24 protein-coding genes and 2 pseudogenes are annotated in these 23,845 nt (G+C 41.1%); 3 read left to right on the top strand and 23 right to left on the bottom strand.

Annotated features, from left to right (window positions below; genetic code table 11):
- Positions 1–4: 4 nt before the first annotated feature.
- The 19 genes from ACLD6A_RS00130 to ACLD6A_RS00040 form a co-directional block, all read right to left on the bottom strand.
- Entirely contained in the window at positions 5–655 is a 651-nt protein-coding gene (locus tag ACLD6A_RS00130; RefSeq protein ID WP_004125764.1) for a hypothetical protein, read from the bottom strand.
- Positions 656–753: 98 nt separating this feature from the next.
- Positions 754–1,989: a site-specific DNA-methyltransferase gene (locus tag ACLD6A_RS00125; protein WP_410313250.1), complete on the bottom strand. Its 1,236-nt coding sequence runs from the start codon at positions 1,987–1,989 to the stop codon at positions 754–756.
- 14 nt (positions 1,990–2,003) lie between these two features.
- Positions 2,004–2,789, bottom strand: coding sequence for an S-adenosylmethionine synthetase N-terminal domain-containing protein (locus tag ACLD6A_RS00120; RefSeq protein ID WP_076002719.1), 786 nt, complete (start codon positions 2,787–2,789; stop codon positions 2,004–2,006).
- 11 nt (positions 2,790–2,800) lie between these two features.
- Positions 2,801–3,352 carry a P27 family phage terminase small subunit gene (locus ACLD6A_RS00115; protein ID WP_410313249.1) on the bottom strand — a complete coding sequence of 184 codons (552 nt, stop codon included), beginning with the start codon at positions 3,350–3,352 and terminating at the stop codon, positions 2,801–2,803.
- Between the two features lie 160 nt (positions 3,353–3,512).
- Complete coding sequence (locus tag ACLD6A_RS00110; protein WP_285085396.1) at positions 3,513–3,872, bottom strand: HNH endonuclease; 360 nt, start codon at positions 3,870–3,872, stop codon at positions 3,513–3,515.
- 152 nt (positions 3,873–4,024) lie between these two features.
- Positions 4,025–4,453 (bottom strand): RNA polymerase subunit sigma-70, encoded by a 429-nt coding sequence (locus ACLD6A_RS00105; protein ID WP_410310515.1) that lies wholly within the window; start codon positions 4,451–4,453, stop codon positions 4,025–4,027.
- Positions 4,413–5,852: an SNF2-related protein gene (locus ACLD6A_RS00100; RefSeq protein ID WP_410313248.1), complete on the bottom strand. Its 1,440-nt coding sequence runs from the start codon at positions 5,850–5,852 to the stop codon at positions 4,413–4,415. Before ACLD6A_RS00100 ends, ACLD6A_RS00105 begins: the two co-directional genes overlap by 41 nt.
- On the bottom strand, positions 5,833–6,123 hold the full coding sequence (locus tag ACLD6A_RS00095) for a VRR-NUC domain-containing protein (protein ID WP_410313247.1): 291 nt from the start codon (positions 6,121–6,123) through the stop codon (positions 5,833–5,835). The genes ACLD6A_RS00100 and ACLD6A_RS00095 overlap by 20 nt, the downstream gene beginning before the upstream one ends.
- Positions 6,095–6,430, bottom strand: coding sequence for a hypothetical protein (locus ACLD6A_RS00090; protein WP_410313246.1), 336 nt, complete (start codon positions 6,428–6,430; stop codon positions 6,095–6,097). Before ACLD6A_RS00090 ends, ACLD6A_RS00095 begins: the two co-directional genes overlap by 29 nt.
- 230 nt (positions 6,431–6,660) lie before the next feature.
- Entirely contained in the window at positions 6,661–8,850 is a 2,190-nt protein-coding gene (locus tag ACLD6A_RS00085; protein WP_410313245.1) for a VapE domain-containing protein, read from the bottom strand.
- Between the two features lie 137 nt (positions 8,851–8,987).
- Positions 8,988–9,356, bottom strand: coding sequence for a hypothetical protein (locus ACLD6A_RS00080; protein WP_410313244.1), 369 nt, complete (start codon positions 9,354–9,356; stop codon positions 8,988–8,990).
- Positions 9,349–10,140 (bottom strand): phage antirepressor, encoded by a 792-nt coding sequence (locus ACLD6A_RS00075; protein ID WP_410313243.1) that lies wholly within the window; start codon positions 10,138–10,140, stop codon positions 9,349–9,351. Before ACLD6A_RS00075 ends, ACLD6A_RS00080 begins: the two co-directional genes overlap by 8 nt.
- 97 nt (positions 10,141–10,237) lie before the next feature.
- Complete coding sequence (locus ACLD6A_RS00070; protein ID WP_410313598.1) at positions 10,238–13,141, bottom strand: DNA polymerase; 2,904 nt, start codon at positions 13,139–13,141, stop codon at positions 10,238–10,240.
- On the bottom strand, positions 13,138–13,671 hold the full coding sequence (locus ACLD6A_RS00065) for an NUMOD4 motif-containing HNH endonuclease (RefSeq protein WP_048730013.1): 534 nt from the start codon (positions 13,669–13,671) through the stop codon (positions 13,138–13,140). Before ACLD6A_RS00065 ends, ACLD6A_RS00070 begins: the two co-directional genes overlap by 4 nt.
- Positions 13,672–13,896: 225 nt before the next feature.
- Positions 13,897–14,445 carry a DUF2815 family protein gene (locus tag ACLD6A_RS00060; RefSeq protein ID WP_004105030.1) on the bottom strand — a complete coding sequence of 183 codons (549 nt, stop codon included), beginning with the start codon at positions 14,443–14,445 and terminating at the stop codon, positions 13,897–13,899.
- A gap of 4 nt (positions 14,446–14,449) precedes the next feature.
- Entirely contained in the window at positions 14,450–15,580 is a 1,131-nt protein-coding gene (locus ACLD6A_RS00055; RefSeq protein WP_410313242.1) for a DUF2800 domain-containing protein, read from the bottom strand.
- Positions 15,573–15,881, bottom strand: coding sequence for a hypothetical protein (locus tag ACLD6A_RS00050; RefSeq protein ID WP_410313241.1), 309 nt, complete (start codon positions 15,879–15,881; stop codon positions 15,573–15,575). Before ACLD6A_RS00050 ends, ACLD6A_RS00055 begins: the two co-directional genes overlap by 8 nt.
- An 11-nt stretch (positions 15,882–15,892) precedes the next feature.
- On the bottom strand, positions 15,893–16,114 hold the full coding sequence (locus ACLD6A_RS00045) for a hypothetical protein (RefSeq protein WP_016815920.1): 222 nt from the start codon (positions 16,112–16,114) through the stop codon (positions 15,893–15,895).
- 49 nt (positions 16,115–16,163) lie between these two features.
- On the bottom strand, positions 16,164–16,808 hold the full coding sequence (locus ACLD6A_RS00040) for a sigma-70 family RNA polymerase sigma factor (RefSeq protein WP_410313240.1): 645 nt from the start codon (positions 16,806–16,808) through the stop codon (positions 16,164–16,166).
- A 783-nt stretch (positions 16,809–17,591) separates the two neighbouring features.
- Between ACLD6A_RS00040 and ACLD6A_RS00035 the strand changes: the two genes are divergently transcribed.
- Positions 17,592–18,350, top strand: coding sequence for a hypothetical protein (locus tag ACLD6A_RS00035; RefSeq protein ID WP_410313239.1), 759 nt, complete (start codon positions 17,592–17,594; stop codon positions 18,348–18,350).
- A gap of 16 nt (positions 18,351–18,366) precedes the next feature.
- Positions 18,367–19,809 (top strand): hypothetical protein, encoded by a 1,443-nt coding sequence (locus tag ACLD6A_RS00030; RefSeq protein ID WP_410313238.1) that lies wholly within the window; start codon positions 18,367–18,369, stop codon positions 19,807–19,809.
- Positions 19,810–19,938: 129 nt separating this feature from the next.
- Here the strand turns inward: ACLD6A_RS00030 and ACLD6A_RS00025 are convergent.
- Positions 19,939–20,740: pseudogene (locus tag ACLD6A_RS00025) on the bottom strand (transposase); the annotation flags it as partial.
- Positions 20,741–20,923: 183 nt separating this feature from the next.
- Between ACLD6A_RS00025 and ACLD6A_RS00020 the strand changes: the two are divergent.
- The gene (locus ACLD6A_RS00020; protein WP_410313237.1) at positions 20,924–21,046 is read left to right on the top strand and encodes an IS3 family transposase; all 123 of its coding nucleotides are present in this window, start codon (positions 20,924–20,926) and stop codon (positions 21,044–21,046) included.
- A gap of 108 nt (positions 21,047–21,154) precedes the next feature.
- On the opposite strand, the gene ACLD6A_RS00015 is transcribed toward ACLD6A_RS00020, so the two are convergent.
- The 3 genes and pseudogenes from ACLD6A_RS00015 to ACLD6A_RS00005 all read right to left on the bottom strand — a co-directional run bounded on the left by ACLD6A_RS00015 (position 21,155) and on the right by ACLD6A_RS00005 (position 23,820).
- Entirely contained in the window at positions 21,155–21,400 is a 246-nt protein-coding gene (locus tag ACLD6A_RS00015; RefSeq protein ID WP_410313236.1) for a hypothetical protein, read from the bottom strand.
- 13 nt (positions 21,401–21,413) lie between these two features.
- Positions 21,414–21,977, bottom strand: a complete 564-nt coding sequence (locus ACLD6A_RS00010; protein ID WP_410313235.1) for a hypothetical protein — start codon at positions 21,975–21,977, stop codon at positions 21,414–21,416.
- Positions 21,978–22,207: 230 nt separating this feature from the next.
- Positions 22,208–23,820 (bottom strand): annotated as a pseudogene (locus ACLD6A_RS00005) (MFS transporter).
- Between the last annotated feature and the right edge of the window lie 25 nt (positions 23,821–23,845).

Genomic DNA, 23,845 nt, shown 5'->3' with positions numbered 1-23,845 from the left:
GTCTTCACTCGCATACAGCATTACGCTCACCCCCGTTTCTAAAAGCGCAGGAGCCTTCTAAACGGGAAAGCATAATTTTCCTGTCTTGTTTAAACTCGTCTCCTATAAACCCGAGTCTAAGAAGAAAACATCTGAAAGCATACTTATCGTTAACCGTCTCACGCTTACTATTATTTACGCGTTTAATTTCCACGCTCATTTTACAAAGACTGTTTATAAACTTCGCATAGGATGCCAAGCCTGGTTGGTTAGCCTGCTCAAACCAAGGAAAAATAAGCTTATCATCTTCTTCCTTAATATTAAGACTGTTCACTCCTAACGCTTTTTTAATAAGATCACCCTTATTATCAAGAATTTTCCTAAGCTTTACCACATCAGCCTTATCTTTAGGAAACTCAACACTAAAACATTGCGTACCATCACACGCGCAGACTGGAAGACTTATACCATAGTCAGCATCTAACATGTTTTTTAAATCATCTAAGTTCTCTTCACTACTACACGTGACCGTACCATCTTTACTAATGTTGAAAACACCTATCCTGTAAGACATACTCGGAGTTTTTAAGTAAACAGCCTTTACTCCAGTAGAATCCTCTATAGCTTTAATAAGCGGCTGCCTATCTTTTCCTTTTAACCCGTATTTTAATTCCATTTTGCCTCCTTTAGATTTTTTCGGGTACATATATAAATCACTCTAAAGAAGGTTTATAGCAAGCGGTCGCAAACTATTTTTCATATAAAATACGAGTCTTACTCGTTAGTAAATACTTCAGTAAACGAGTATTCTTTACCGCCTCTTAAAACTTTCACACTCTTATCATTTCCAACCTGCTCAATATAACGTTTCACAATCACGTCACAATATTTCTCGTCAAGCTCGATAGCGTAGCAGACTCTACCAGTCTGCTCGCAAGCTATAAGCGTGCTACCACTTCCAGCAAACGGATCTAACACAAGCGAGTTCGTCATACTCGAGTTTTTAATCGGATACGCTAAAAGAGCTATTGGTTTCATGGTTGGATGATCAGCGTTTTTCTTAGACTTTTCAAACTCCCAAACTGAAGTTTCTTTCCTACCCGCATACCACTTGTGTTTACCTTTTTTCTTCCACCCATACAAACACGGCTCATGCTGCCACTGGTAAGGGCTTCTACCCAACACCAGAGACGGTTTCTTCCAAATACAACAACCTGAAAGATAAAACCCCGCGTCCTGGAATGCTTTTCTAAAATTCAAACCCTCCGTGTCAGCATGAAACACGTAGATAGACGCATCATCCGCCATCGCCTGCTCCATGTTCACGAACGAGTTAAAAAGAAACTGGTAAAACTTATCATTCTCCATATTATCGTTTTTAATTTTCCCAGCAGCACCCTCATAGTTCACGTTATAAGGCGGATCAGTAACAACCAGATTCACTTTAGTATCCTCAAGAAGCGTCTTATATGTTTCTAACTTAGTAGCATCACCGCAAATAATACGATGCCTGCCAAGCGTCCACATGTCACCTGTTTTAGAAAAACACGGTTCTTCCAATTCTTTTTCAACATCAAAATCATCATCAATCACGTCTTTATCAGCATCAAAAATACTGGAAAGCTCCGCCTCGTCAAACCCGAGAAGATCAAGATTAAAATCAGCTCCTTCAAGCTCCGACAATTCAACAGCTAATAGCTCATTGTCCCAGCCTGCGTTAAGTGAAAGCTTATTATCCGCAATAATATAAGCACGCTTTTGTGTTTCAGTTAAATGGTTTTCTTTCACGCACGGAACTTTTTTAAGACCCAGTTTTAATGCCGCGGCAAGCCTGCCGTGGCCTGCAAGAATCGTATTATCTTCCGCTACTAGAATTGGGGATAGAAAACCAAACTCGCGAATACTTGCCGCTATTTGAGATACTTGTGCCTCAGAGTGTGTGCGAGCGTTTCTCACATACGGGATAAGCTCACTTACGTCAGCCAAATAATACTGCATTTCTTTTTCCATAAGCTTTCCTCCCGTTAGAAAAGACCCCAGCAAGCCAGCTTTTCAAAACCACCCACCGAGTCAATATAATCTTTCGCAATTTTCACAATCTGCGAATACGGTTTACCATCAACCATTTCATCCCCGATAGCACAAGAAAACTCAACCACCCGACCGGTTTCCTGCGCTTTCAAAAACGCGTAAATATTAACCGACACGTCAGCTTTCGTAAGATCCTTACCATGCAAGCCGCCGCCCGTGACAGAATCAGCCATGTCTGACCCGAGTTTTCGGTTAACCGCTCCCGTATCCACGCTGATACCACCCGTCCAGTCGCCTAAAGGATTAACAAACGCTGTCGGATAGTCTTTCAATAAGTCTTCTCGTTTAGCGTGAGACTGGCAGATGATAAGCTTTTCACCATCAAGAACATACTTGCCGTCATACGGATACTTTTCATAAACCTTTCGGGCAATAGTAGAAAGCTTCTTCTGCTCAGCTGTTAATGGCACGCCTTTAAAAATCCCGTTATCAGCGCAGCGAACCATGCCGTTTTGGTTTTGGCTTAAATGCTTATCCTGCGGCACAACCGTAATGTCAATCTTTACTTTCCCAGGGCTTAAACGGTGGATAATATTTTTAATATCTTTAAACTTAAACATCACCGTGCTTTCAATACACACGGCACACTTACCATGCCCGAGCATCACTTCAACAGCAATCTTCGGATTCTCATCCAGCTTGTAAGCAAGATCAACAATTGCTCCAGCAATACGATCCGCAATCTTGTCGACATGCGACGGGTTTACTTTTTCTATCATAATTTTTCTCCTTATATGTTTTTACGTGTAATAAGCAGGCGTTCCATTAAATCGTTTTGAGGTGAAACACCATCAAACTCAGTCGAACAGTTTTCTTTCACAATCTGGAAAATCTCATTCCAAAGCCTGACCGCCTGATTCATGTAGTTAATACCAATATTTATAAAAGGCGATGGTATCGGTTTACCCGTGGTCGGATGCTTGGAAAGAAACCCGAGTTTACTGGTTACTTCCTCACATTGAATCCAACGAGCACAACTCATCGCATACCGTTCAATAAGAGGAGACGGGACTTTACTGCTCACACCAACGTCTTTTAACCACTTCCACGTTTCAGCGAAAATTTCTCTAGCCTGAAGCTGAGTACCGTCTTTTTGCGTGGCGGATAAAAACTCGTGAGGCTGAGGCATTTCAGCACCTTCAAGCTCCGGAATATCAAGCACACTTAAAGGCCTACCACCAGGGTTTCCTTCACTAGCTTTTTCAACAACCGCTTTCTTCTTCCGCCCGGCACCCACGCGTCTGCCGCCACGACCGCCGATATTATTTGATTTTGTAGGCAAACTTTCCGCCTCCTTCCCACATGAGTTTTAACTATTAAAAAATTTTCGTGTTTGATTTTCCCTATTGCCCTTTTGATTTCGCTGTTTTTACGCAAAATACCCTGCGCCCGTTCCCCAGGGAATAGGTTTTTAGAGATTTTGACCGCCCCTGGGGTGGTTTTTATTTGTTATGCCAGCGATCTCCACGCTTAGCGTGAATTTTAGAGTGACAGCTTTTACAAAGAGAAATAAGATTATTCCTCTCATGCGTTCCGCCTTCAGCAATCGGTTTAATATGATGAACCTGCTCAACAGGTACAAGCATATGGTTCTTAAAGCAAAGCTCACAGAAAGGATGCTCTCTCACATAAGAATCCCTGACTTTCTGCCATGCTCTGCCGTAACGCTTGTGAGCATCATAAGGACGCTCGTATTTTTCGTAGCGCCGGTTCTCTTGTTTTAAGTGTTCCTCACAAAACCTGCCGTCAGTTAGATTCGGACAGCCTTGATAAGAACACGGTCTTTTAGGTTTTCTTGGCAAGACTCATCCTCCCTTTAGGCATGAAAAAAGCCCTGAAAGATTACTCTTCCAAGGCCTAGTATTTACAGTTTTTGCTAACTATATAATACCATATAGAAGGCAGTGCCATCTCATGCCAAACCATGCCAAAGCATGCCAACTTTTCTCAATTTTTAGATTCGAATAGGGTTTTCAGGAAAAACAAGATGCTCTAACGCATTACCATGCCATCTGATAACTGTTCTGACACCTGCATGGAGTTCTTTACCAATATCCTCCCACGTCATGTTACTCATGTAACGGTAACGTAAAATCATCTGCTCATCCACGCTTTCAAGCTTTGAAATCACATCCAAAATCTGCTCTTTCAAACTGATAAGCATCGTAATCTCCATGTTAATCTTGGCTTCTAAATCCATAACCCTTATAAGAGCTTTCACAAACGGAGCTTCTATACTTCGAGTCGTCTGCACATACTCTCGGTCGTATCTTAATGAAGAAACACTTGTAGCAAGCTCACGCAGTCTTACTACCTCATCCATGTCAGCCTTAATCCGTTTATCAAGAAGATAGGCTTGCCGTAAGTATTCTTTTTTGTTCATTCTTACCTCCATTTTGAGGTAAGTTCTCTCTAGAACCCCTTTCCCTCACTTCGTTAATTGATAGTCTTGCTTTAACCGACTCGATTAAAGCATCCTGCACTTTAGCCTTCATGCTTAAAGCCCTCATCACATCCTCATCAATCGTGTTCTTAGTGATGATGTGATGGATTACAACCGCGTCGGTTTGACCCTGACGGTTAAGTCTAGCGTTCGTCTGCTGGTAAAGTTCTAAACTCCAAGTCAGGGAAAACCAGATAAGTGTAGAGCCGCCAGCCTGTAGGTTAAGACCATGACCTGCGGAAGCCGGGTGAATTAGCGCTACAGGAATTATGCCGGCATTCCAGTCAGCAATATCAGCACTCGTTTTAATCTCACGCACGTTAAAACGATTCTTAATCCGCTCAAGATCATGCTTAAACCAGTAAGCTACAAGCACTGGTTTACCGTTAGCAGCCTCGATTAAATCCTCTAAAGCATCAAGCTTACGATCATGAATATGAACGCTTTCTTTTTTCTCGTTATAAACCGAGCCGCCTGCCATTTGAAGAAGCTTATTTGAAAGAGACGCTGCGTTAATCGCATCAATCTCTTTACCCTCCAACGACACCACCATATCTGCTTTAAGCTCATCATAGAGTTTTCGCTCCTTACCGGATAACTCTACTTTCACCTCGTTTATCACACACGCCGGCATTTTCAAATAGTCTTTCGACTTCATCGAAATCGTAATATCAGCTATCTGCTTATAAATCAAACTCTCAGCACCATCTTTAGGCTTATAAGAAAAAATCATGTGCTGGTTACGCTTATCAGGATTAAAAAAGTTCTGCCGATAATACGTAATATAGCGGCCTAGCCTTTGACCCATATCAAGCAGCCTAAACTCAGCCCATAAATCCATTAGCCCGTTAGAAGAAGGCGTGCCTGTAAGACCTACAATTCTTTTAACTTTCGGCCTAGCCTTCAGTAATGCTTTGAAACGTTTCGCCTGATATGATTTAAAACTTGAAAGCTCATCTATCACAACCATGTCGAAATTAAACGGCAGGCTGCTTTTCATTATCAGCCACTCCACGTTTTCACGGTTAATAATATAAACATGAGCAGGCGTTTTTAGTGCTTGAATCCGCTCCTTCTCACTACCCGTTACCACAGAATAAGTCAAGTGTTTTAAATGCTCCCACTTTTCTAACTCTAAAGGCCACGTAGTGTTTGCAACCCTAAGAGGAGCGATAACCAGAGTCCTGGAAACATCAAAAAAGTCAAGCATCAGGTCGTTAATCGCTGTAAGACTTATCACACTCTTACCAAGTCCCATTTCAAGCAAAACCGCTGAAACCGGGTGTGTGACAATAAAATCAGTCGCATACTTTTGATACTCATGTGGCTCGTATCGCATCAACAACACCTCCAATCTGACTCTTGTCATCAACCACGAAAACCTTAAAACCTAAAGCCTGTAAATCCTTCATCCGTTTCACCTGTAAAACTCTAGGCTTTTTACCTGGTGCTTTAAGCTCGACAAAACCAATCTTTTCCCCGTTAAGTAAAACCAGCCTGTCAGGAAGCCCGTCAACGGAAGGACTCGTAAGCTTTAAACAAAGTCCTCCTATTGCTTTGACTTCACGGACGAGTTTTCGCTCAGTTTCCTTTTCTCGTAAAAAGCCCATCAGATACCTCTTTTGCCATCTCAATGATTTTCTTATCCACTTCGTTTCTCGGCTCATCAGAAACATCGCCGTAAAACACGTCAATATAGTCTTTGCTTAAATCGGGATAGTCTTTAAACATGTTTTCTTCTGCTACTGAACATAGCTGACTGACTTTATCCATGGCTCTCATCAATTTATCCTGCTGCGTTTTTAAGAGGATAGAGCCTGTATCTGTGATAAGCCTTGCGCTAAGGCTCTTAAGCAGTCTCATTTCAGCTCCTGCTTTCATGTATCTTTCCATTGTTCTTGCTTGTTTACTTCTCATAATTTTTTATCCTTTCTATCGGGACAAGGACGGACAAATGGCTAAAAATCCCTTTACGCGCGAATACACGTGTTACGTGTACGCTATAAGTAATAAATAAAGATTTTATTTAATATAGATTTTCATGTGTTGTCCGTCCCTATTCGTCCAAAGCTTGTTGTTATGGGTGGGACAAGTGACAAAGTCAGGACAAGCTACTTTTAGTTGTCCTGTTCTATCCGCTTGTCCGCTCAAATTCTGGTATAAATTCTTTGCCTTCCATAGATTGGTATGGTTCTACGATTGTCAGATCTTTGCCAGTCTTTCAAACGTTTCATAATCGCCGATATTGCGTAACTGTCGATAGGCTTAATATCTTCTTTGGCTTTCCCGAAGCATTCGCACCATATTTCAATGTTGGATACTTCCATGCGTTTAATCGCGCCTTTAGGCCGTGTCGGATCCTCCATGTCACGGAAATAATCTCGCCGCCTGTAAATATCCATTTCATCCCAAGTATCGGGTAGAAGCATGTTAAGATACTCCCTGACAATGCCTTCACGGTCGTCTTGCTGCATGGCTTCACGCTGTTCTTCTTGAGCGAAAGCCTCCAAGCTCTTGTCAAGGAACAGTTCTTCACCCGCCTTGGAAATAACCATGGTTTCCGCCCATATTTGGTCAACCAGTTCTCGCGTCATTTCCCAAGGCTTATACTTACCGTTTCCCGACACTTTCACATTCCAAAAACGCCGGTTACCCGTAACATCCCTTAAATAACCGTTTTCACTATTCGTTGTACCGAAGAACACGCACTGCCTCGGGTGTGGTGAGACACGTTTACCAAAAGAAGCACGATACTTATCGTCACGTCTTGAAACAAAAGCTTTTACCTTATCAAGGTCAGCTTTTTTCATGCCCGCAAGCTCGCTGATTTCATGAATCCAATATCCTTGGAGTTTTTCAGCCGCCGTCTTATCGTTCATATCTGAAAGCGTGAGACTATCTGAAAACCATTCCATGCCAAGGTTTGCTATAAACGTTGACTTGCCGATACCTTGCGCACCGTTAAAAACAGGAAGGTAATCAAATTTAATACCGGGATGGTAGATACGCATGTATGCTGCACACAGTGTTTTTCTACACACTGCACGAATATACGCGTTGTCTTCAGCACCAAGATAGTCAATAAAAAGCGTGTCTACACGTTTCACACCATCCCATTTAGGAAGACTCTCAAAATAGCGTCTTATCGGATGATAACTTCTATCATCTGATACTTTCGTGACAGCAATATCATAGTTTCTCTGTGAAAACGAGCCATAATGGTCGTCAACGTAGCAGATAAGCTGAGCGTCGTCCGCGTCCCTCCAAAACTTCGCAGGATGCTGCCAAGGCACATCGCCTTTAATTTCAAGACCATCAGCCAGCTGGTTAAAAACGATTCCTTTAAGCAAAGGATCATGTTTAATAATGAGTTTCGCATTATAAAGCGAGTTTTCTAAAACCGCGCCTTTAGACGTGTAGCGTAGTTTTTTCTTCCAATCCTCACTGTCAACAAAATCATCTTCCGCTTCCGAAAGTCTCTCGTTTGCCGCTTGAAGTTTTACTTCATCAAGACTCATCGCAAACTCGCTCATTTTCTTAAACGACTCTTTCTCGTCTAAGCTAGCGAATTTGTGCGTGCGAACAATATCAAAAGCGTTACACAGTTTCAAATACGCCGGGTCTTTAGCGTGATGAGAGTAAACGAACTTGTCTTCGATAATCTCAACTCCTGCCACACTGTGTGAGGCTATAAGATGCCAGCGGTTTTCATTATCTGTCGGCTCATATATGTCGCTTAAAAACTTTTCCAAAGCAAAAGTTATCGGATAGAATACGCGGTTAAACAATCCAACCACACCATTTTTCGCGAGTGGATCTTGCACTTTCTGCTTTTGCACCTGATTCGCTTTACTCTCACGAGACGAGGTCGGAAGCCTAGTTGGATCTGTCCACTCAGGGTGAGCGGATAAAATATCATCAGGATTAAGCCAGTCTTTTTCAACCTCTTTATACTCATACACGCCGTTTCGTGGCGTGGACGGCCAATACATGAGCTGGTTAGGCAAGTAAGAACACTCATCAAACTGGTCAATACCCAGCATGTCAGCCAAATACCTTGATACTGCTACAAACTCGTCAGGCGTTACATTCCTCGTTAAAGGAAAAACAATTCTCACCCTCGGATTATCAAGCGTGTGGCTGTGTGTCGTATACAGAAAAGACGTGTAAGGCGCAACACTCTCGTAGAGTGCAATAAAGTCTTTAGCAACATGATCCCCGTCTAAGGCAAGCATGGAGCGAAACTCAACACTGTCGACTTTTCGTCTACCATAAGCCAACGCTCCTGCAACGAAACCACCGTGGTCTTTTGCAAGATCACGATCCGTTTTCTTCATTTTTGCATACTCTTCCACTGACTCTGAGGTGCGAATCGTCACTTTAAGACGATCTTTCAGCTCATCATAAGTGATGGTCTTATTAACCCACGTCTTTGCCTGCCTGTTGTTACCGTAAGCGATAGCTAAACTACGCATCAACATTCACCCCCTAAATCCTTATCCGTAAAATACTTAATCGGCTGTTTTCGTTTTTCAGCCAAATTGATTTCTACTTGCATGCCGCCTGTGATTTTTTCTCCAAACACCCATAGTTCGTTGCATTTGCCTAAGAGGATAATGTCCATAAACATCGCATCCCCTCTATGCTTTTGATTCTCATCATCCATGAACGGGAAAAGCAGGTGTGGAGTAACGGGGATTGCTCCGCGTGAATACGCGTAAGCCGCACACCGGATAGCATGTTGCACGTTTTTCTCCTTATCTCCACGGTAGGGAGCACAAATGTAGACGATAGGCTTAAAATTCGGTGTCGTTTCTAAATGTTTTTTATAAGACTTACTCATCTTTAGCCTCCTGTTCAATCAACGGGTAGATACCGTGTTGTGTCATGAGGTGATAGATGAAAAGCCTGCCTTTCTGAGTCCAATAAGTATGCATTTTTGAGTGTGTAACACCATTAGAATCCTCGTAGGTATTTGTGCGAGATTTCGTATATTCCTGATTGGCATACTTTTGATATAAAAGCCAAATATCAGACTGCTTATATTGCACGCCAAGGTCATGCAAGAAATTATTCATCCACTGTGCTGACTTGCCATAATCTTTTGCAATCACACGCATAGAGATTATGTCTTTGCATTTAAGCACAACATCGTAATAGCTGGCTTTCGGTTTAAGCTCAGCTATCTGCTGTTTTTGCACAGCAGTCGTAAGCTCTAACGCTTCTCTTTTAGCACGCTCTTCTTTCAACGCGTTAAAAACAGCGATAGCCATATCAGGATTGTTGATAAGCTCATCTGTCGCATACATACCGTGCTTACGGATACTCGGAAGAACCTGTGATGTAACCCATCGTTTAAACTGACACGCTTTAGAGAGCTGACTTCTAAGAATAAGACTGTATAAACCAGACTCATTAATAACATACATTTCTCGGTTCTGACCTGAGTCGGTGAAACACCGAGTCAGCTTATCATCTTCATCTACATGCCTTTTCAGAGCATCAGACGTATCACGATAACCAAGAATCTCAGCCACGTCCTTGCCCACGAAATATGGGATACCATCTACTACTGTTGTGCGAACAGAGCCAAGCTCTACATTCTTAAAAACTTGTAATTCATTCATAAAATTACCTCCTATGATTTTTTCTGAAGGCGGTATTACCTTCTAAATCACAGGCAAAGAAAAAGAGCAGGTTTTTAACCCTGCTCCCAAAAATTTTTTAATCTTTTTTGTAAAACTCGCACTCGTAGCCGTCAGCTCGTAAAACAAGCCCTTCTGCCCAAGGTGGTGTTCTTCCCATTAGCTCACACACGCTTTGAACACTCACATTCTTATCGGTTTCGATAATGGCTTCATCATGCACGTGCGCGACGATACGATATTCTTTCAGCGTTTGCATAGCGTAAAGTAGAATGTCACGAGCTATAGCTTGCGTAATGTTTTCCACAAATTTAGGCCCATAACTTTCCAGCCGCTCCCATTTTTTAGTAGACCCCACACCCTCATAGGTGACCGATTCGCCACCATACTTGTTTTCTTCCACACGTGGCTTCACATAGTAAAGGCATCTTTTCGAAGGCAGTTTGATGATAAGAAACCCACTCTTGTAAGTGAACACTATATTGTGTGTTCGAACAGAAATGCGTTCGTGTACACACTGTTTTACAGCTCTGTCCACATCCCACCACAATGAAACAATATGTGGATTAGCAGATCTCCAATCATTAACCAACTGTTGCAAATCATCTTCACGAACCCCCATATCAAGAGCACCCATTGCCTTTAATGCTCCTACTGCACCACCGTAGCCACAGTTATGCACGAGCTTTCCCGATACGGTAAAACGATGATTTGGTCCGGCATTTCGTATGTCATAAACTCGAGCCTTGCTTCGATTAAACGCCAGTTTTTTCTGTGTTGCACTACAGCTGTATTTGCTCTTGATATGATTTCTTCTCTGCCTATTCCTTTCGATAACATTCTTGTAACTACCGATCTTGCGTATGGCCAATATTGTTGCTCCCACCGTGTTAGGATAGCGTTCTGCTTGTTGTTTTGATTGACTATTCTTGGAACAAAGCGGATATTTCCTTTTTCGTAGTTGCCGTTTGTATTTATCCGATCTAATTCCCAGTCTTTTTGCACATTGTCTACCTCTTGTAAAATCCACAAGCCTGCTTCTAAAACAGAATGGAAGCACCACTTTATCCCTCTTGCTCCATAGTTTTTGTAGTTTGGATCTCTTGGATTGATGCATCGCTGTTTTGCAGCACTTAGCCGCTTTTCTAGCCATATTGGTATTTGTTTCGGCTGCGAGCAAGCTTGACACCCTTTTGATTTGCCCGACTTTAGACTGTTTAAGTCCTGCCATTGAACGCTTCCGCACCCTACGCATTGTGTCAATACATAACAGTGGTTTTGCTTTTGATTCCAGTGTTTCTCTGCACTGATGATTTTCACCCAGCCGTATTGTTCTCCGACCATCTCCGGTTTGTATGAGATGTGTTTTGCAGATGGCGGATTCAATAAACCGTATTGGCTTCGGTTTCCCTTTAACCCAGACGAGATGGTCTGGTGTTGCTCTAAGTCCTTCATACTCGATTACATCCTTTACACCCTTAAAAACAACTCCGTTATGGTTGACCCAGTTTTCTCCGTCCCACACTTTTTGTTTTGTAGTGACTTCTTCAATTGGAACAAGCCCTTCATTTGTGAGTACAAGTTCACCCTCAGCAATACAAGCAAGTTCCGCGATCTTACCTTTCTGCCGCAGGTGCCCATATTTTCCGTGTTTTTCAACAGGCACGCTAAACATTTGAGAGGCTGACGAGCAGTAAATGTCTTTACCTTCCGCGAATACTCGCATACGCCATTTTTCACCAGCAAGCCAAGCCAAGACTCTCGCTTCGATCGCTGAAAAGTCTGCGACAATAAACTTCAATCCCGTGCGTGGAATAAAAGCAGTGCGAATAAGCTGGGATAAGGTATCCGGAATATCCTCATAAAGCATTTCCAACGCTTCAACATTTCCCTGTTTAACAAGACTTCTAGCCTCAGCTAGATCAGGCAAATGGTTTTGCGGCAGGTTTTGTAATTGCACGAGCCTTCCCGCAAATCTTCCTGTACGGTTTGCACCATAGAAGCGAAACATGCCACGCTCCCGATAATCCATGCATGCAGCGTTTTTCATCGCCGTATACTTTTTCACCGAGGATTTAGCAAGCTGCTGGCGAAGCCGTAAAACTTCCGCCAACTCTTTACCCACTGTTTTAAGTTCTTTAGCGACTTCTTTTTTACCAAGCGACTCCATTTCAAGACCATGCTTTTTAAGCCAAGAGCGCATTTGTAACACGGAGTTCGGGTTTTCTAAACCTGTAATATGCTTAAGCTCACTCATGAGATGCGTTTTCACCTCTAAGTCGAGTTTTATAGCTGACTCAACGAAAAGAGAATCTATTCCTATCCCACGGTCGTTAATCTCTTGGTCGAGATAAAACTCCTGCCATAAAAAGTCTGGCACGGGAAAGCGTGAGAGCTTTTCTTGAATACTCATCTCAACTTCCACATCACGCTTGTTATACGATTTAAACTGCTCCCATTTTTCCTTATCGTGGAAATACTTGTTTCTTGTTCTTCCACCGTTTACTTTCGTAGGATTACACGGCAGGCAGAAGTATTTAATAAGATTCTTACCCGAAGTTAGTTTCTGCTTATCAAGCCCCAGTACTGTTCCCACGTTTTCAAGCGACATGGGAAGCCCCAGGGTGGCTGACCAGATCATTGTGCAATGCCAGGAGCTTGGGTTTAAAAACAAGCTTTCACTTTTCACTGTCTGACCGGGGTTAACATTGATGCCTTTATCTCGCAGGTAGCGTGATAAGCAGACTCTTTCAAACTGAGCGTTAAACGCCCACTTGGTCACTGTTTCATCCGTTAAAGCAGAAAGCACAACCTCGGGTATGGTTTCACCTTGCGCTAAGTCAACGACTTTAACTTCACTACCGTCCACACTGTAGCCAAAAAGCAGTATCTCAAAATCATCCGATTCTGCGTACTTGTAAACACCACATTTTTTAAGGTCAACGGAGGAAAACGTCTCCAAATCCACTGACAATTCTCTTATTTTAGCCATCCGTATGTTCTCCTTAATTTTATACAGCTTATTGTGAAAGGTGATACATTAAATTTTTTTGCAATTGAAGAACCTGTAAAACCGCAAAGCAGGTAAAACCTAATCATATAAACGTCTTCAATGGATAGCTTTCTCCACTTTCCACCCTGTTTATAAACGTCTAATATATTTTCTGTTCTAGTCCCATATCTCAAGTTGCATAATCTGTTATCTGCCGGATCACCGTTGATATGAAGTACTTCTTGATCTTTATCAGGTTTTCCTTTAAATGTAAGAAGAACTAGCTGATGAACTGGTCTTCCATTTTCTCCATGACCTAAAACAACAGATAAATGACCAGTCTTGCAAAATTTCCCAGGCCTCAATATCCGCCCTTTAATTTTTCGTTTGAAATAATGACCAGTAAAGTGGCACCTTCCACGAACGTATCTACTTAGACTTCGTATTCGTCCTTCTGTGCTTGCTTGATATTTACCTTCATATCCTGGAATATCTTTCCAGATTTCGCATCTATTTTTCATTCATTTCACCTCCAAGTTAATAAAAGAGGTGACAGAAAACCTGCCACCCCACTTATAGAATCTTCTAAATCCTGTTTTTCAGGAATCTTCTAATTCCTATTTAGAATGTGTTTAATATCAACGTAAAGACTCACGAGTTTCTTTACCGTGAAATCAAGAAGTAATACTCCTATAAACACTGAAATAAAAACCGCTATAACAATTTCCATAATTAACTCACGCTCCTTATGCTAGAAAGTCATCATCTTCTAAAGTCGTAAAATCATCGGTTGCGAGACTACGTCCACCGAGTGGTTCACCGTCTCGGATCTTTTGAATATTGCCAAGACCGCAAGCAACTCCCTTATTACCGTTAGAGTTAAACGCGTAGAAGTTGATGGAAACCCTCGCATAGCAGCCTGAATACACTTCACTGCGATCCATGATTGGTTTTACCTGTTTGTCTACAATCTGCGGAGCCGTGGTTGAGTTCGCGTTAATGAAGTAATGTCCTTTATACGCTTCATCATCACGCTCAATATCCCCGTCCCTGAGTGGTGTTTTAAGAGCAGCCTTGTTTGGTTTTTTACCACCAAACTTGCCGACACCTTCCTCAATCGCAGCATCAATAGCTTTCTCAATAGCGTTTACTGTTTCAACATCACTTTTAGGGATAAGCAGTGAAACACTATATTTTTCAGGGCCGCCGTTAATAGACTTTGGCTCCCAACCATTGAAATAGGAAAGACGCGTGTTCTTACCTGTGATAACTTTCGTGTTATTTAATTTAGACATAGTACTAATTCTCCTTTTTGAATTCTTGGTTTACATTTGTTACATTGACTTTTGCCCGCTTATCCGAGTCTGGTACGAGCGTAAGTTTTCCGGACGGTTTTATAACGAGGTCGCCCAGAATATCCTCAAATTTTTTCTTGCCCATCAGCTTTTGCATTTCCGTTAAACCGATAAGACTAGTTTTGAAAATGTTGGTAAAGCCATGAGCTTTCGCTTTCTCAATAACAGCTGTCTCATCCTTAAACTTGCGAACTGAACGTCCTTCCACGAGTTTGAAACCAGACCACTCTTTACCATGGTTAATAGCGGAATCTGTGGCGTACGCTAAAACATCATCAGCCCACTTCGTGAGCTTAGGTATAAGCGTGAGTACTTCTTCAATCTCACTATCCGTTAAAACAGAAGGCGGTTTGAACTCAAATTCTGCAAGCTTTAGATTTTCCTCGGCACGTTTACGGCACGTGGCTTTTGCCCTGCAAAACCTGCACCAGTCACCGGCTTCAAATTCACCTTCGCCTTTAATAGCAAGCTTCGCTTTAGGTTTAAGCACGCTTTCAGCCCAACAGATAAGCTCTGTGACAGGTAGTGTGAAAGTTGATACGTTGTCACGTCTTGGCTGAAAAATACTCATCTCAACGCTTTGAATCTCGTACAAGCTGTCGAAAAGCGTTAAAGCTCCAAGCGCGTAGCATTTCATCTGAGGATTCTCGTAAGCATCAACCAGCACGCCTTGACCGTACTTAAAGTCGATAACCTGCAGCGTTTTTTCGCCTACAATAATGCAGTCCGCTGTACCAAACCCATCCGGCACGTAAGCTGAAAAATCAACTTTCTGTTCGATGAGAAGAATAGGATCTTGACAGTTGAGTTTTGCCTGCTCATACTTTTCCAACACGAAATCCACGTAAGCATCCGAGCATTCCTGCATCTCGTTTGAGTCATACTCTGTTGACGGTTTTTCACACGGACGGTTTAGAAGCTTATTCAGCTTGTACTCACACCACGCGTGTGCCGCCGTTCCTTCCTCAGCCGCCACAGAAGTAGTGTTTTCAAACTTTTCTTCTAAAACAGCGCTAGGAGTACACTTAATCCACCTGTGAGCAGAAGATGGGGAAAGTAAAGCATGCTTAGTCACTTGTCATACCTTTCGCCTCTTCAAGAAGCTCAGCGTACTTACTTTCATCAAGTTCTGAAAGCTTGTTAGCTCCGAACTTGACGATAAGCGCTTTTACTTCCGCGGTTTTACCATGTTGGCTAAGTTTTGCTAAAACCGCTCGCACATCCTCCAAACTCACCTTTTTAACAGACTCCTTATTATTAGGAGCTGTTTCTTTACAACCAACACCAGAAGCACCGGCATCATCAAACAGCGTTTTAAGATGAGCTGTTAAGTTTTCCAAGTCTTTGATGACTTCTCTCAATATTTCCTTGTTCACGGTTTTCCTCCTTAAACTTCTTTGACATCAACTGACTGAACGCTTTTCCCGGGATCTAATAGGTAGACTTGCGAGTAATCACCAAACAGCCAGCGGATAAACCGTTGAGGTAATCGCATCACAGCTCCACGTAGAACCTGTTTCTTCTCACCGTTTTCACCGGTGACGTTAATAACGATCTTGTGTTTCACGAGTTTTGCCTCCTTTCTGTAAGGGGTTTCTTCCTTACACATCACAGGCAAAGAAAAAGGAGGAGTTTTTAACCTCCTCCAAATAAAATTTCTAGAATTTTTCTGGTAAAACTTTTTTAAGATTTACGATGGCACTATCGAGATGCTTTTTCACGCCAGCAGACGAGATACCAAGCATGCTTGCAATCTCTGACTGAGTGTATCCTTCAATAAACATCAAACGAATAACCTGACGTTGCTTGTCAGTAAGCGTTGAAAACGCATTCTCCATTTCTTCTGACATTTCAAAACCATAATCGTTGGTAATAAAACCATAATCATCAGTAGTACTGAGAGCTTCAGCAAGATGACTTTTATCTACTTCAAGCTCGCCATCTGCATCAAAGTCAATCGAGGAATTATAGTTGGGTAGGAAATGCTCGTTAGCAGCGTAGTCAACGTCGTCTTTGTTGGGTTTGTAGCCGTGTCTTTCTTCGAAACGTTTGACGTACTTCTCTTTCCACGCCTTAATTTCAGCTTTTTCTTCAGCAGTTCTACCTGGACGCAGGTTCTTATTGTTGTAGTAAACCTCACTGTCGTCCATTGAGTGAAGCATCTTAATATCCGCAACGGTTACACCATTCTCGCCTGGCTTGATTTCGATAGTTTCTTCACTATAACTACCATCTTCATTACGAACACAACTTGTATACTTATATGTTGCTCGATCGTTGCTATTAGTTTTGCGAGTCCTCATGCTCACCCTTCCCGCCTGCAGCGGTAGGGTGAAGACACATACAAAAAAGAGCCGATACTTTATGAAGCACCGACTCTAATACCTGAAAAAACAGCCATAGTAGAATAGAGGTACTTCATAGGAGTCATGAAAAAACCATGAGGATCCTATTGACGTATCTCATCGCCCTATAGCTAATCAGGCTTTAACTGTTCATTAGTAGTGTCTTATTGATTAATCATTAACCACAATCTTGTTAATTGTTCCAAAAATTCTTATAACATTTACCCGCTCTTTCTTAAAACCCGTATCATGAGTGTAAAAAAGAGTGGAATAATCTCGTTTTTATAACAGTTTGACATGTAAAAACCACACTTGCCTTGAAAGCTACGTGCTTTGAGGTTTAAACGTTAACAATGTTTTCACCCCCCTTCTCGTTAAACAACACTCGTTTTAGAAAACAAAACGAGCATTAGCCACGCTCTAATAGAGTCCCAACCGTGGCTAATAAAATCCCAACAAATCTAATATAATCCCAATCGTATTAATATCAGAAATCCTCACTCCGCAAAAAGTGTTATAGGCCTAACTACTTTTAGTGTTACCGTTAGAGCTGCTGATTAAAACACTTCAGATAGAGCGTTCAAGTTATTATTATGCTAAAAAGGCTCTTCAAAAAAAACCTGACAAATACGCACATATACGAGGTCGCATACACGAGATTGCAGGGAAAGAGTATTGCATATTTTTTCATAGAAGCGTACAATAAGAGCAAGGTGTTTTACTATTGTAAAGATGCATAGTATGCCTTCTTATAGAGAAAGAGATATTATGAAAAATATAATAATGCGAAGTCTATCTGTAGTTGTTTCTGCTGCTTGTTTATTTACTTTTTCCCCATTGGCATTTGGACAAGATAATAATGAGAATTATCAGCAAAGACTGGGGGATATATCAACTTATCTGAATCACACACTCAGTGAAAAAGAAATTGATGAGCAGATAAAGGAGACCTCGCGTCGCACTGGTGAGAGCCCTGACTCGATTGCTAGTAGGGTGGAGAAATCGGTTCGTGATTCAGTGTTAGATACTGCGAGGTTCTCTGTAAGAAGTGGGAATACACAGTTACCAAGAGCTCGTCATACAGGAGATATTTTTGTTTCTAATAATTCAACATTGTTCGTTTGGAAGCATGGGCATACTGGAATTTATGTTAATCGTGATGATATTGTCGAAGCAGTAGGGATGTTCCAGAATGCTCATCGAGTATCAAGGAAAAATAGTGTTGCAGCCGGCGGTGCCTCTATTCTTGAAGTAAAAACTTCCCAGGGAAACCGCGATAAAGCGGCGCGTCGGGCAATTGGTTATATTGGTAGGGGTTACAATGCAGATATTACTGATACTAATAGAAATGATTGGGGAGGTCTTAACTGTTCTCAATTAGTGTGGGCTGCATATTATTATGGTGCTGGTATTGATTTGGATACTGGTAGTGGTGAATATGTGTGGCCATATGATATTAAGAATTCTGGATATGTTAGGGAATATCAATATGTTCAGTAGTTGAGGTGCGGTCATTATGTGGAAAAAATTTATTCATGAATCTGAAGCTCACAAGAGAGTGAATGATGATTATGTGCGTAATGCTGCACCTCAATCTTCATTCACAACTGGGAATAAAACTCATAGAGTAGTAGTCTGGATTTTCGGGGTCATAGGTATAATTGCTGTAATTGCAGCCGTTACTGTAGGTCTCTTTCATTGGGCTTTATCGACAGAATATACAATATCTGCTCATTCGGAGAAATTTGAAAATCTTCGGTTGCAGCATGCGGTTGTCGCAATCCCGCTGCATAACCCTCAGACATCTCTTATTCCCAATGGCAGCGCATTTATGTCAATTGTTTATGAAGATGGCAGTTTTAAGCTGCATAAGGTGAGCAATATAGAAGGCCAAACGCCAATTTGGAATACTGAGGCGCTTCACTATACAGATTCCCATGATAGTTATTTCATACCAGTGAACGCTAAAAAACCTACAGTAAACTCTATAGAAAAGGTGCAACGTCAGAATTTTGCATTTTCTCTTGCTAATGGCGGTTTTGTTGATCTGTATGACGAAAGCATGATGAAGCATAGAGGTAAAACAACATATAAGATTCTTTCTACGACTTCTAAAGGTGAGAGTAAGCAGCAAACAATACAATTTTCAGAGAGTCTATTTATTAAAACTTGTTCTACCTGTGGCAATCAAGCGTATGCAATTGCTCAAACAGACAAGCATGAAGTTGTATTGTATCGCATGGTCAATGAAGCAAATGTTGGCCTAAATGAGGTATCGCGGCACCATGAAAAAGACATGGTGGGCGAGCAATTATATCAAGGAGAAAATGAATCTACAGGAGTAATTGATGCTGCTTATAGCCCACGATGCAACAATGGTGTGATTACTTTCTTATATTCGTATGGTCCATCGTCTGCTCGCACAAAGGATATGGCAGTAGAACACAGCGATTCTGCCGATGATGTTAAAGCTATTCAGGAACATTTTCTTGTGCGATGGGATGTGAAAACTGGTAAAATAACAACAATTCCATTGAAGAACAGCAAAGGTCAAGTGTTGTATGGTCCGACCACGGTCTCTTATGAGATTGCTGGCTACATAAACGCACAGGCATACGATGAAAAGCTTCTTCATATTGTTGATACCGAGAATGGACGAGTGTTTACTCTTGATACGCAAACAGGTGTTCTTCGCCGATTGTTAGATAAAACTACGCGTCAAGAGTCGTCAGCGGGCGTCAACTATCGTTTGCTGGTAGGAAACCATGAAATAGTTCGTATACCATCGATTATCGATACCTCTGATTTGAAAGATTTTGTTATCGAACGATTTGATAGGAAGACTGGAAAATTATTGAAAAAAATAAAAGTTAATAAAGATTTTCTCTATTTGACAGCTCAGAAAAATACGAATTTATATCCGGGAATTCCAGCTGTGAATCCAAAATGGTTGCAATGATCGGCAATTGACGTATTGGGCTTGATGCTTGTGAATGATTTTGCAGTGTCAAGCCCGATTTATTCTGTCGTGCGTGTAGGGGAAACTAAGGGTAAGCGGCAAAAAGTGTGTCTATTAGTCGGTGTGTCGTTAACGCATAGTCCCTTTTCTGATTGAAATATCTGGACGATAGTCAGCTTTATATAAGTCAAATTCAGTGTCTAAATGAGCTGGTCCAATTGGATTATCATCAATAATAATTTTTTTATTTTTTGGTTTAAAACATTCAGCAGTTATAAATTGTTTAGGATTTGAAGGATTTTCACGACTGAAGTAACACCACCATTCTATAGCTCTACGCATGTGATCTTCAGATAATCCTTTATGAACACTTACCAATTTATTTATCTGTGAATTTATACCACCTTCTAAAGCATTAGTAGTACTAGGAATAGGAACGCTCGTTTTCTCTAATAGTAAAGGATCAAGAAAGGTAAATAGTGTGTACCATTTTTAACTTGTATAGAAGCAGATTATAAGCTTTTCTTGCTGTCTGGTGCGTATACCACCATTGTTGATTACTTCTTACCCAAGAAGGAATATTTTCTTCAGAAACATTCCTACGGAACGTTTTTTGATTAAGCCAATCTTTCCACTGGTTATAAGATTTCTGTAGTAAATTAACCCATAAATCAGATTCTTTCAACGTTCTGATTTTAACTAACTTTTTAACTAAACCCCACAAAGCCTTATGTGATTGCAGCCTAGGCTTGCTTGTAGTTAATACGCGTATATTACGTTTAACATGTACTAAACAGCGTTGTACTCGAGTCTCTGACCAAACTTGTTTAATAGCGCTCAACGCGCCAGCGTTCCCATCAGTAATAACAACAGTAGGAGCTAATAAATTATTAAGTAAACTCTTATATGCTTCAGTATTTTCTCTAATGCAACAACTGGCAAAATAATTCCACTTAAGCAACGTATTGGACTTTTAGAGCGCAAGATTAGAGTAGTTAAAGAGAATAATTATAATGAAACAGACTGGCTCAAATGGTCTAAACATGCATTTTTGAATCTATTTATGGTTTTTAATATCAAGAAGATAGCCTGATTCTGGCAAGAGAAAACCTTCTTGCAACATAACTGGGATAGTACAGAAAAATTACGTCAAGCTATTCATACTTATATTGATTCTTACAACAACCACAGAATTAAAATGGGGCTTAAAAGACAATTATGGAACATCGTGCTATGATTGCACAAAATGTCTAAAAATTGTCCTAAGCCCCTTTTGTTTTCAATGTCAAGTAATACTAAATGTTAAGCCTTTTTAGCTTAACTACAGCAAGTTTTCCTTGGTATTTCAACGAAAACTCGGGTTTTTAGACACACTTTTTTGCCGCTTACCCTCAAAAATAGTTCCTTCATTAGGCAACGACATCGTTGTCATCAAAGCAAGCATGAACGTAAACGGACCGAGCGCATTCCCATACGTTTTGAACATCACACCAAAATCATGGCCATATACCACCATCGACAAGTAAAGGAACATAAAATTCACAGCTGTAAACATAACCAACTTCAGCACGAACATAAGAACCTTGTACATAAGAATATCCTCCTCACTTACTCCACGGAGTCGCACACCAAATAGCAGAAGCTGCTAAGAATGCAGCTAGACCCACAGCTCCACCTCTAAATGCGGCTGGACCAACTGCCTTTAAAATATACATAGCAGCTTGCTTCCAAAGCTGATTTTCAAGTAACCTTGTTAAAGCACCATGAAATATTCCAGCAAGGGTGCCTAGCCCAGTAGCATTAATTATACATTTAGCATAATCCTTCGAACGCACTGCATGATTATCATTAGACGAAATCTTATCAACAGATGCATTTGCATTGAGCTTATGAATTAAATTCTCAAGCACTTCTTTCGGAACATGAGAAAACTCCCCTGCTTGTGTTATAGTCCATTTTTTATTAATTTCATTAAACTTGAGATACCTTGAAAAAATAATTTCAAGACGCTTAGCATAATTATCTATATTCGCATCACTGACATTACTTTCTACAACACTTGGTTCGTTATCCACTATCTCACTAGCTTGAGCAGTTGATACCAGAGAAATACAGGTTGATAATGCTACAACAACTACAGCAATAGATTTAAAAATATGACATTTCATAGAAATTCTCCTTTGTAATTACAATATATAAAAGACCTATCATTAGGTTTAGTACTCATCTTATTACATGATTTTTTGCCATACAATTGTTGTTGTTATTTTTGATAACACATAAAATGTATAAGGTGTTCTAAGTTTTACTTGTAACAAATAGAAATAGGGTTATTCCCCAAAATACTAAATTATGCAAATAGACTACAATTAGAATACTCAAAATCACAACTACATCCCTAGTCTGTAGCATAGCTAGTGTTTGGCAACTGTGGCAAAACAACAAGCAAACCGGCAGTAAAAATCAGCGCAAGTATAGGCAAAAGTTGCCATTGAAGCAAAGATGAGAACACAAATCCAATCCAAGATCCGCTAGTAGCACCAATCGCAAACGCAAGGCGCACCCAACCAGAAAACTTAGCGAGAGTACTCCCCTTAAACAGAATCTGACGCGCAACAATAATCGGCTCTACTAGTAGCATTCCACCAATCGATTCAAGGAAGAATGCAAACCACATCATCGGCAAAAGATTAATAAACATAAAGCAATAAGCAACCACACTCACAGCAATTCCCAAAATCGCTACTTTTCTTAAACCGAGTTTTTGAGACGAATGCGCATATAAAACGGACGCAAGCACGCTTCCTACACCAGTGAAAATATACAGTATTGTTAAAGATTGAGAGCTATATTGCTTACCGATACCGAGAAGAATATAAGAAACAGAACATGCAGGAATAAAAGCAACCAAAAGAGAGCCCAAAAGAAGCATGATTTTACTCTTGAGTAACGGATTCGTAGATTGCTTAGCTGTAGATTTGGAATCTGCTTTATTTTCCAGTTCCGTCTGCTTTTCTTGATTTTCTTGCGATTCTGACGATTCATTCTCTACATCTTGCAACGCTTCCTCTACTTCGTTAGACGCTTGCGCAATGTCTTGCTTCATAATAAATCGCGTAGCACAAGCCGCAAAAGAAGTCACAGACGAGAAAATCAAAACCGCAGGAATCGACCAGCTTGCAATCCAAGATCCAAGCGGCGAGCCAAGCAACGTTCCTGTAACACTCGCCAAAACGCTCACAATGCCACTGTAGTTTACAATCATGCCGTCATCGCCACCAGCAGCATCAACTTCAAAAACTTCGCTAGCAATATCAATCACTTGACCAGTAATCAACAATGCGCAAGAAAGAGCCACAAGCGACCACTTCCACGCAGGAGAGCCAAACATAAGAAGCGGCAACAAACTGAGAACGCCTTCTACGCCTTCAGTCATTGCAAGAGCGCGAAAACCGCCAAGCTTATCAACAAGCCAACCAGAGCATGGCGAAAGAAAATCGGCAACCGTCATAAAAGTCTTACGAAAACCAATCACCCAAGCCGGCAAACCCACAATAATAATCGAAGGCAAAACCGAGCCTTCATACGCCTGATTGCCAAGCATAGAAAAATTGTCTTTTACTGGAGCAAGCGCTTCCAAGACTTTACCTTGCTCTTTCAAAGTTTTTTCACGATTTAATCGTTCGCGTTCTTCTCGCTCTGCGCGCAATTGTTCTTCGCGATTCACTCGCACTTGTTCTGCTTGCTGCGCTTTTAACAGCTCAGACTCCACAAATTTCAATCGTTCAGCAAGCTGCTATGCTTGTGTGCGATACCGTATAGCCGATTGCCATTTTCTTGAGCTTGAGCGCGCGCTTGTTCATACTGCGAGCGTAATTCGTTAAATTCGCGTTGGTTTACGCCATTAGTGCCTTGCGTTCCAGAGTTGTGCTTAACAATAGCCAGCACAACAATGGCGGTGATTACAATAGCAACCACCATTAAAACAAGCATCACAATATTATCGAACATACGTTCTATTAAACACTATTGAGTT

The organism is Gardnerella sp. Marseille-Q9691, from assembly GCF_046507715.1.
Classification (GTDB): Bacteria; Actinomycetota; Actinomycetes; order Actinomycetales; family Bifidobacteriaceae; genus Bifidobacterium; species Bifidobacterium greenwoodii.
This window is presented reverse-complemented; position numbering and strand designations above follow the sequence as displayed.

Bases quoted from the DNA above. Each gene is read 5' to 3' on its own strand.
- ACLD6A_RS00060 (WP_004105030.1), bottom strand. From the start codon at position 14,445: ATGTCTAAATTAAATAACACGAAAGTTATCACAGGTAAGAACACGCGT.
- ACLD6A_RS00100 (WP_410313248.1), bottom strand. From the start codon at position 5,852: ATGCGATACGAGCCACATGAGTATCAAAAGTATGCGACTGATTTTATT.
- ACLD6A_RS00010 (WP_410313235.1), bottom strand. From the start codon at position 21,977: ATGAAATGTCATATTTTTAAATCTATTGCTGTAGTTGTTGTAGCATTA.
- ACLD6A_RS00125 (WP_410313250.1), bottom strand. From the start codon at position 1,989: ATGGAAAAAGAAATGCAGTATTATTTGGCTGACGTAAGTGAGCTTATC.
- ACLD6A_RS00120 (WP_076002719.1), bottom strand. From the start codon at position 2,789: ATGATAGAAAAAGTAAACCCGTCGCATGTCGACAAGATTGCGGATCGT.
- ACLD6A_RS00080 (WP_410313244.1), bottom strand. From the start codon at position 9,356: ATGAGTAAGTCTTATAAAAAACATTTAGAAACGACACCGAATTTTAAG.
- ACLD6A_RS00095 (WP_410313247.1), bottom strand. From the start codon at position 6,123: ATGGGCTTTTTACGAGAAAAGGAAACTGAGCGAAAACTCGTCCGTGAA.
- ACLD6A_RS00085 (WP_410313245.1), bottom strand. From the start codon at position 8,850: ATGAAGAAAACGGATCGTGATCTTGCAAAAGACCACGGTGGTTTCGTT.
- ACLD6A_RS00040 (WP_410313240.1), bottom strand. From the start codon at position 16,808: ATGAGGACTCGCAAAACTAATAGCAACGATCGAGCAACATATAAGTAT.
- ACLD6A_RS00090 (WP_410313246.1), bottom strand. From the start codon at position 6,430: ATGAGAAGTAAACAAGCAAGAACAATGGAAAGATACATGAAAGCAGGA.
- ACLD6A_RS00130 (WP_004125764.1), bottom strand. From the start codon at position 655: ATGGAATTAAAATACGGGTTAAAAGGAAAAGATAGGCAGCCGCTTATT.
- ACLD6A_RS00065 (WP_048730013.1), bottom strand. From the start codon at position 13,671: ATGAAAAATAGATGCGAAATCTGGAAAGATATTCCAGGATATGAAGGT.
- ACLD6A_RS00030 (WP_410313238.1), top strand. From the start codon at position 18,367: ATGTGGAAAAAATTTATTCATGAATCTGAAGCTCACAAGAGAGTGAAT.
- ACLD6A_RS00075 (WP_410313243.1), bottom strand. From the start codon at position 10,140: ATGAATGAATTACAAGTTTTTAAGAATGTAGAGCTTGGCTCTGTTCGC.
- ACLD6A_RS00105 (WP_410310515.1), bottom strand. From the start codon at position 4,453: ATGAACAAAAAAGAATACTTACGGCAAGCCTATCTTCTTGATAAACGG.
- ACLD6A_RS00015 (WP_410313236.1), bottom strand. From the start codon at position 21,400: ATGTACAAGGTTCTTATGTTCGTGCTGAAGTTGGTTATGTTTACAGCT.
- ACLD6A_RS00035 (WP_410313239.1), top strand. From the start codon at position 17,592: ATGCCTTCTTATAGAGAAAGAGATATTATGAAAAATATAATAATGCGA.
- ACLD6A_RS00045 (WP_016815920.1), bottom strand. From the start codon at position 16,114: ATGTGTAAGGAAGAAACCCCTTACAGAAAGGAGGCAAAACTCGTGAAA.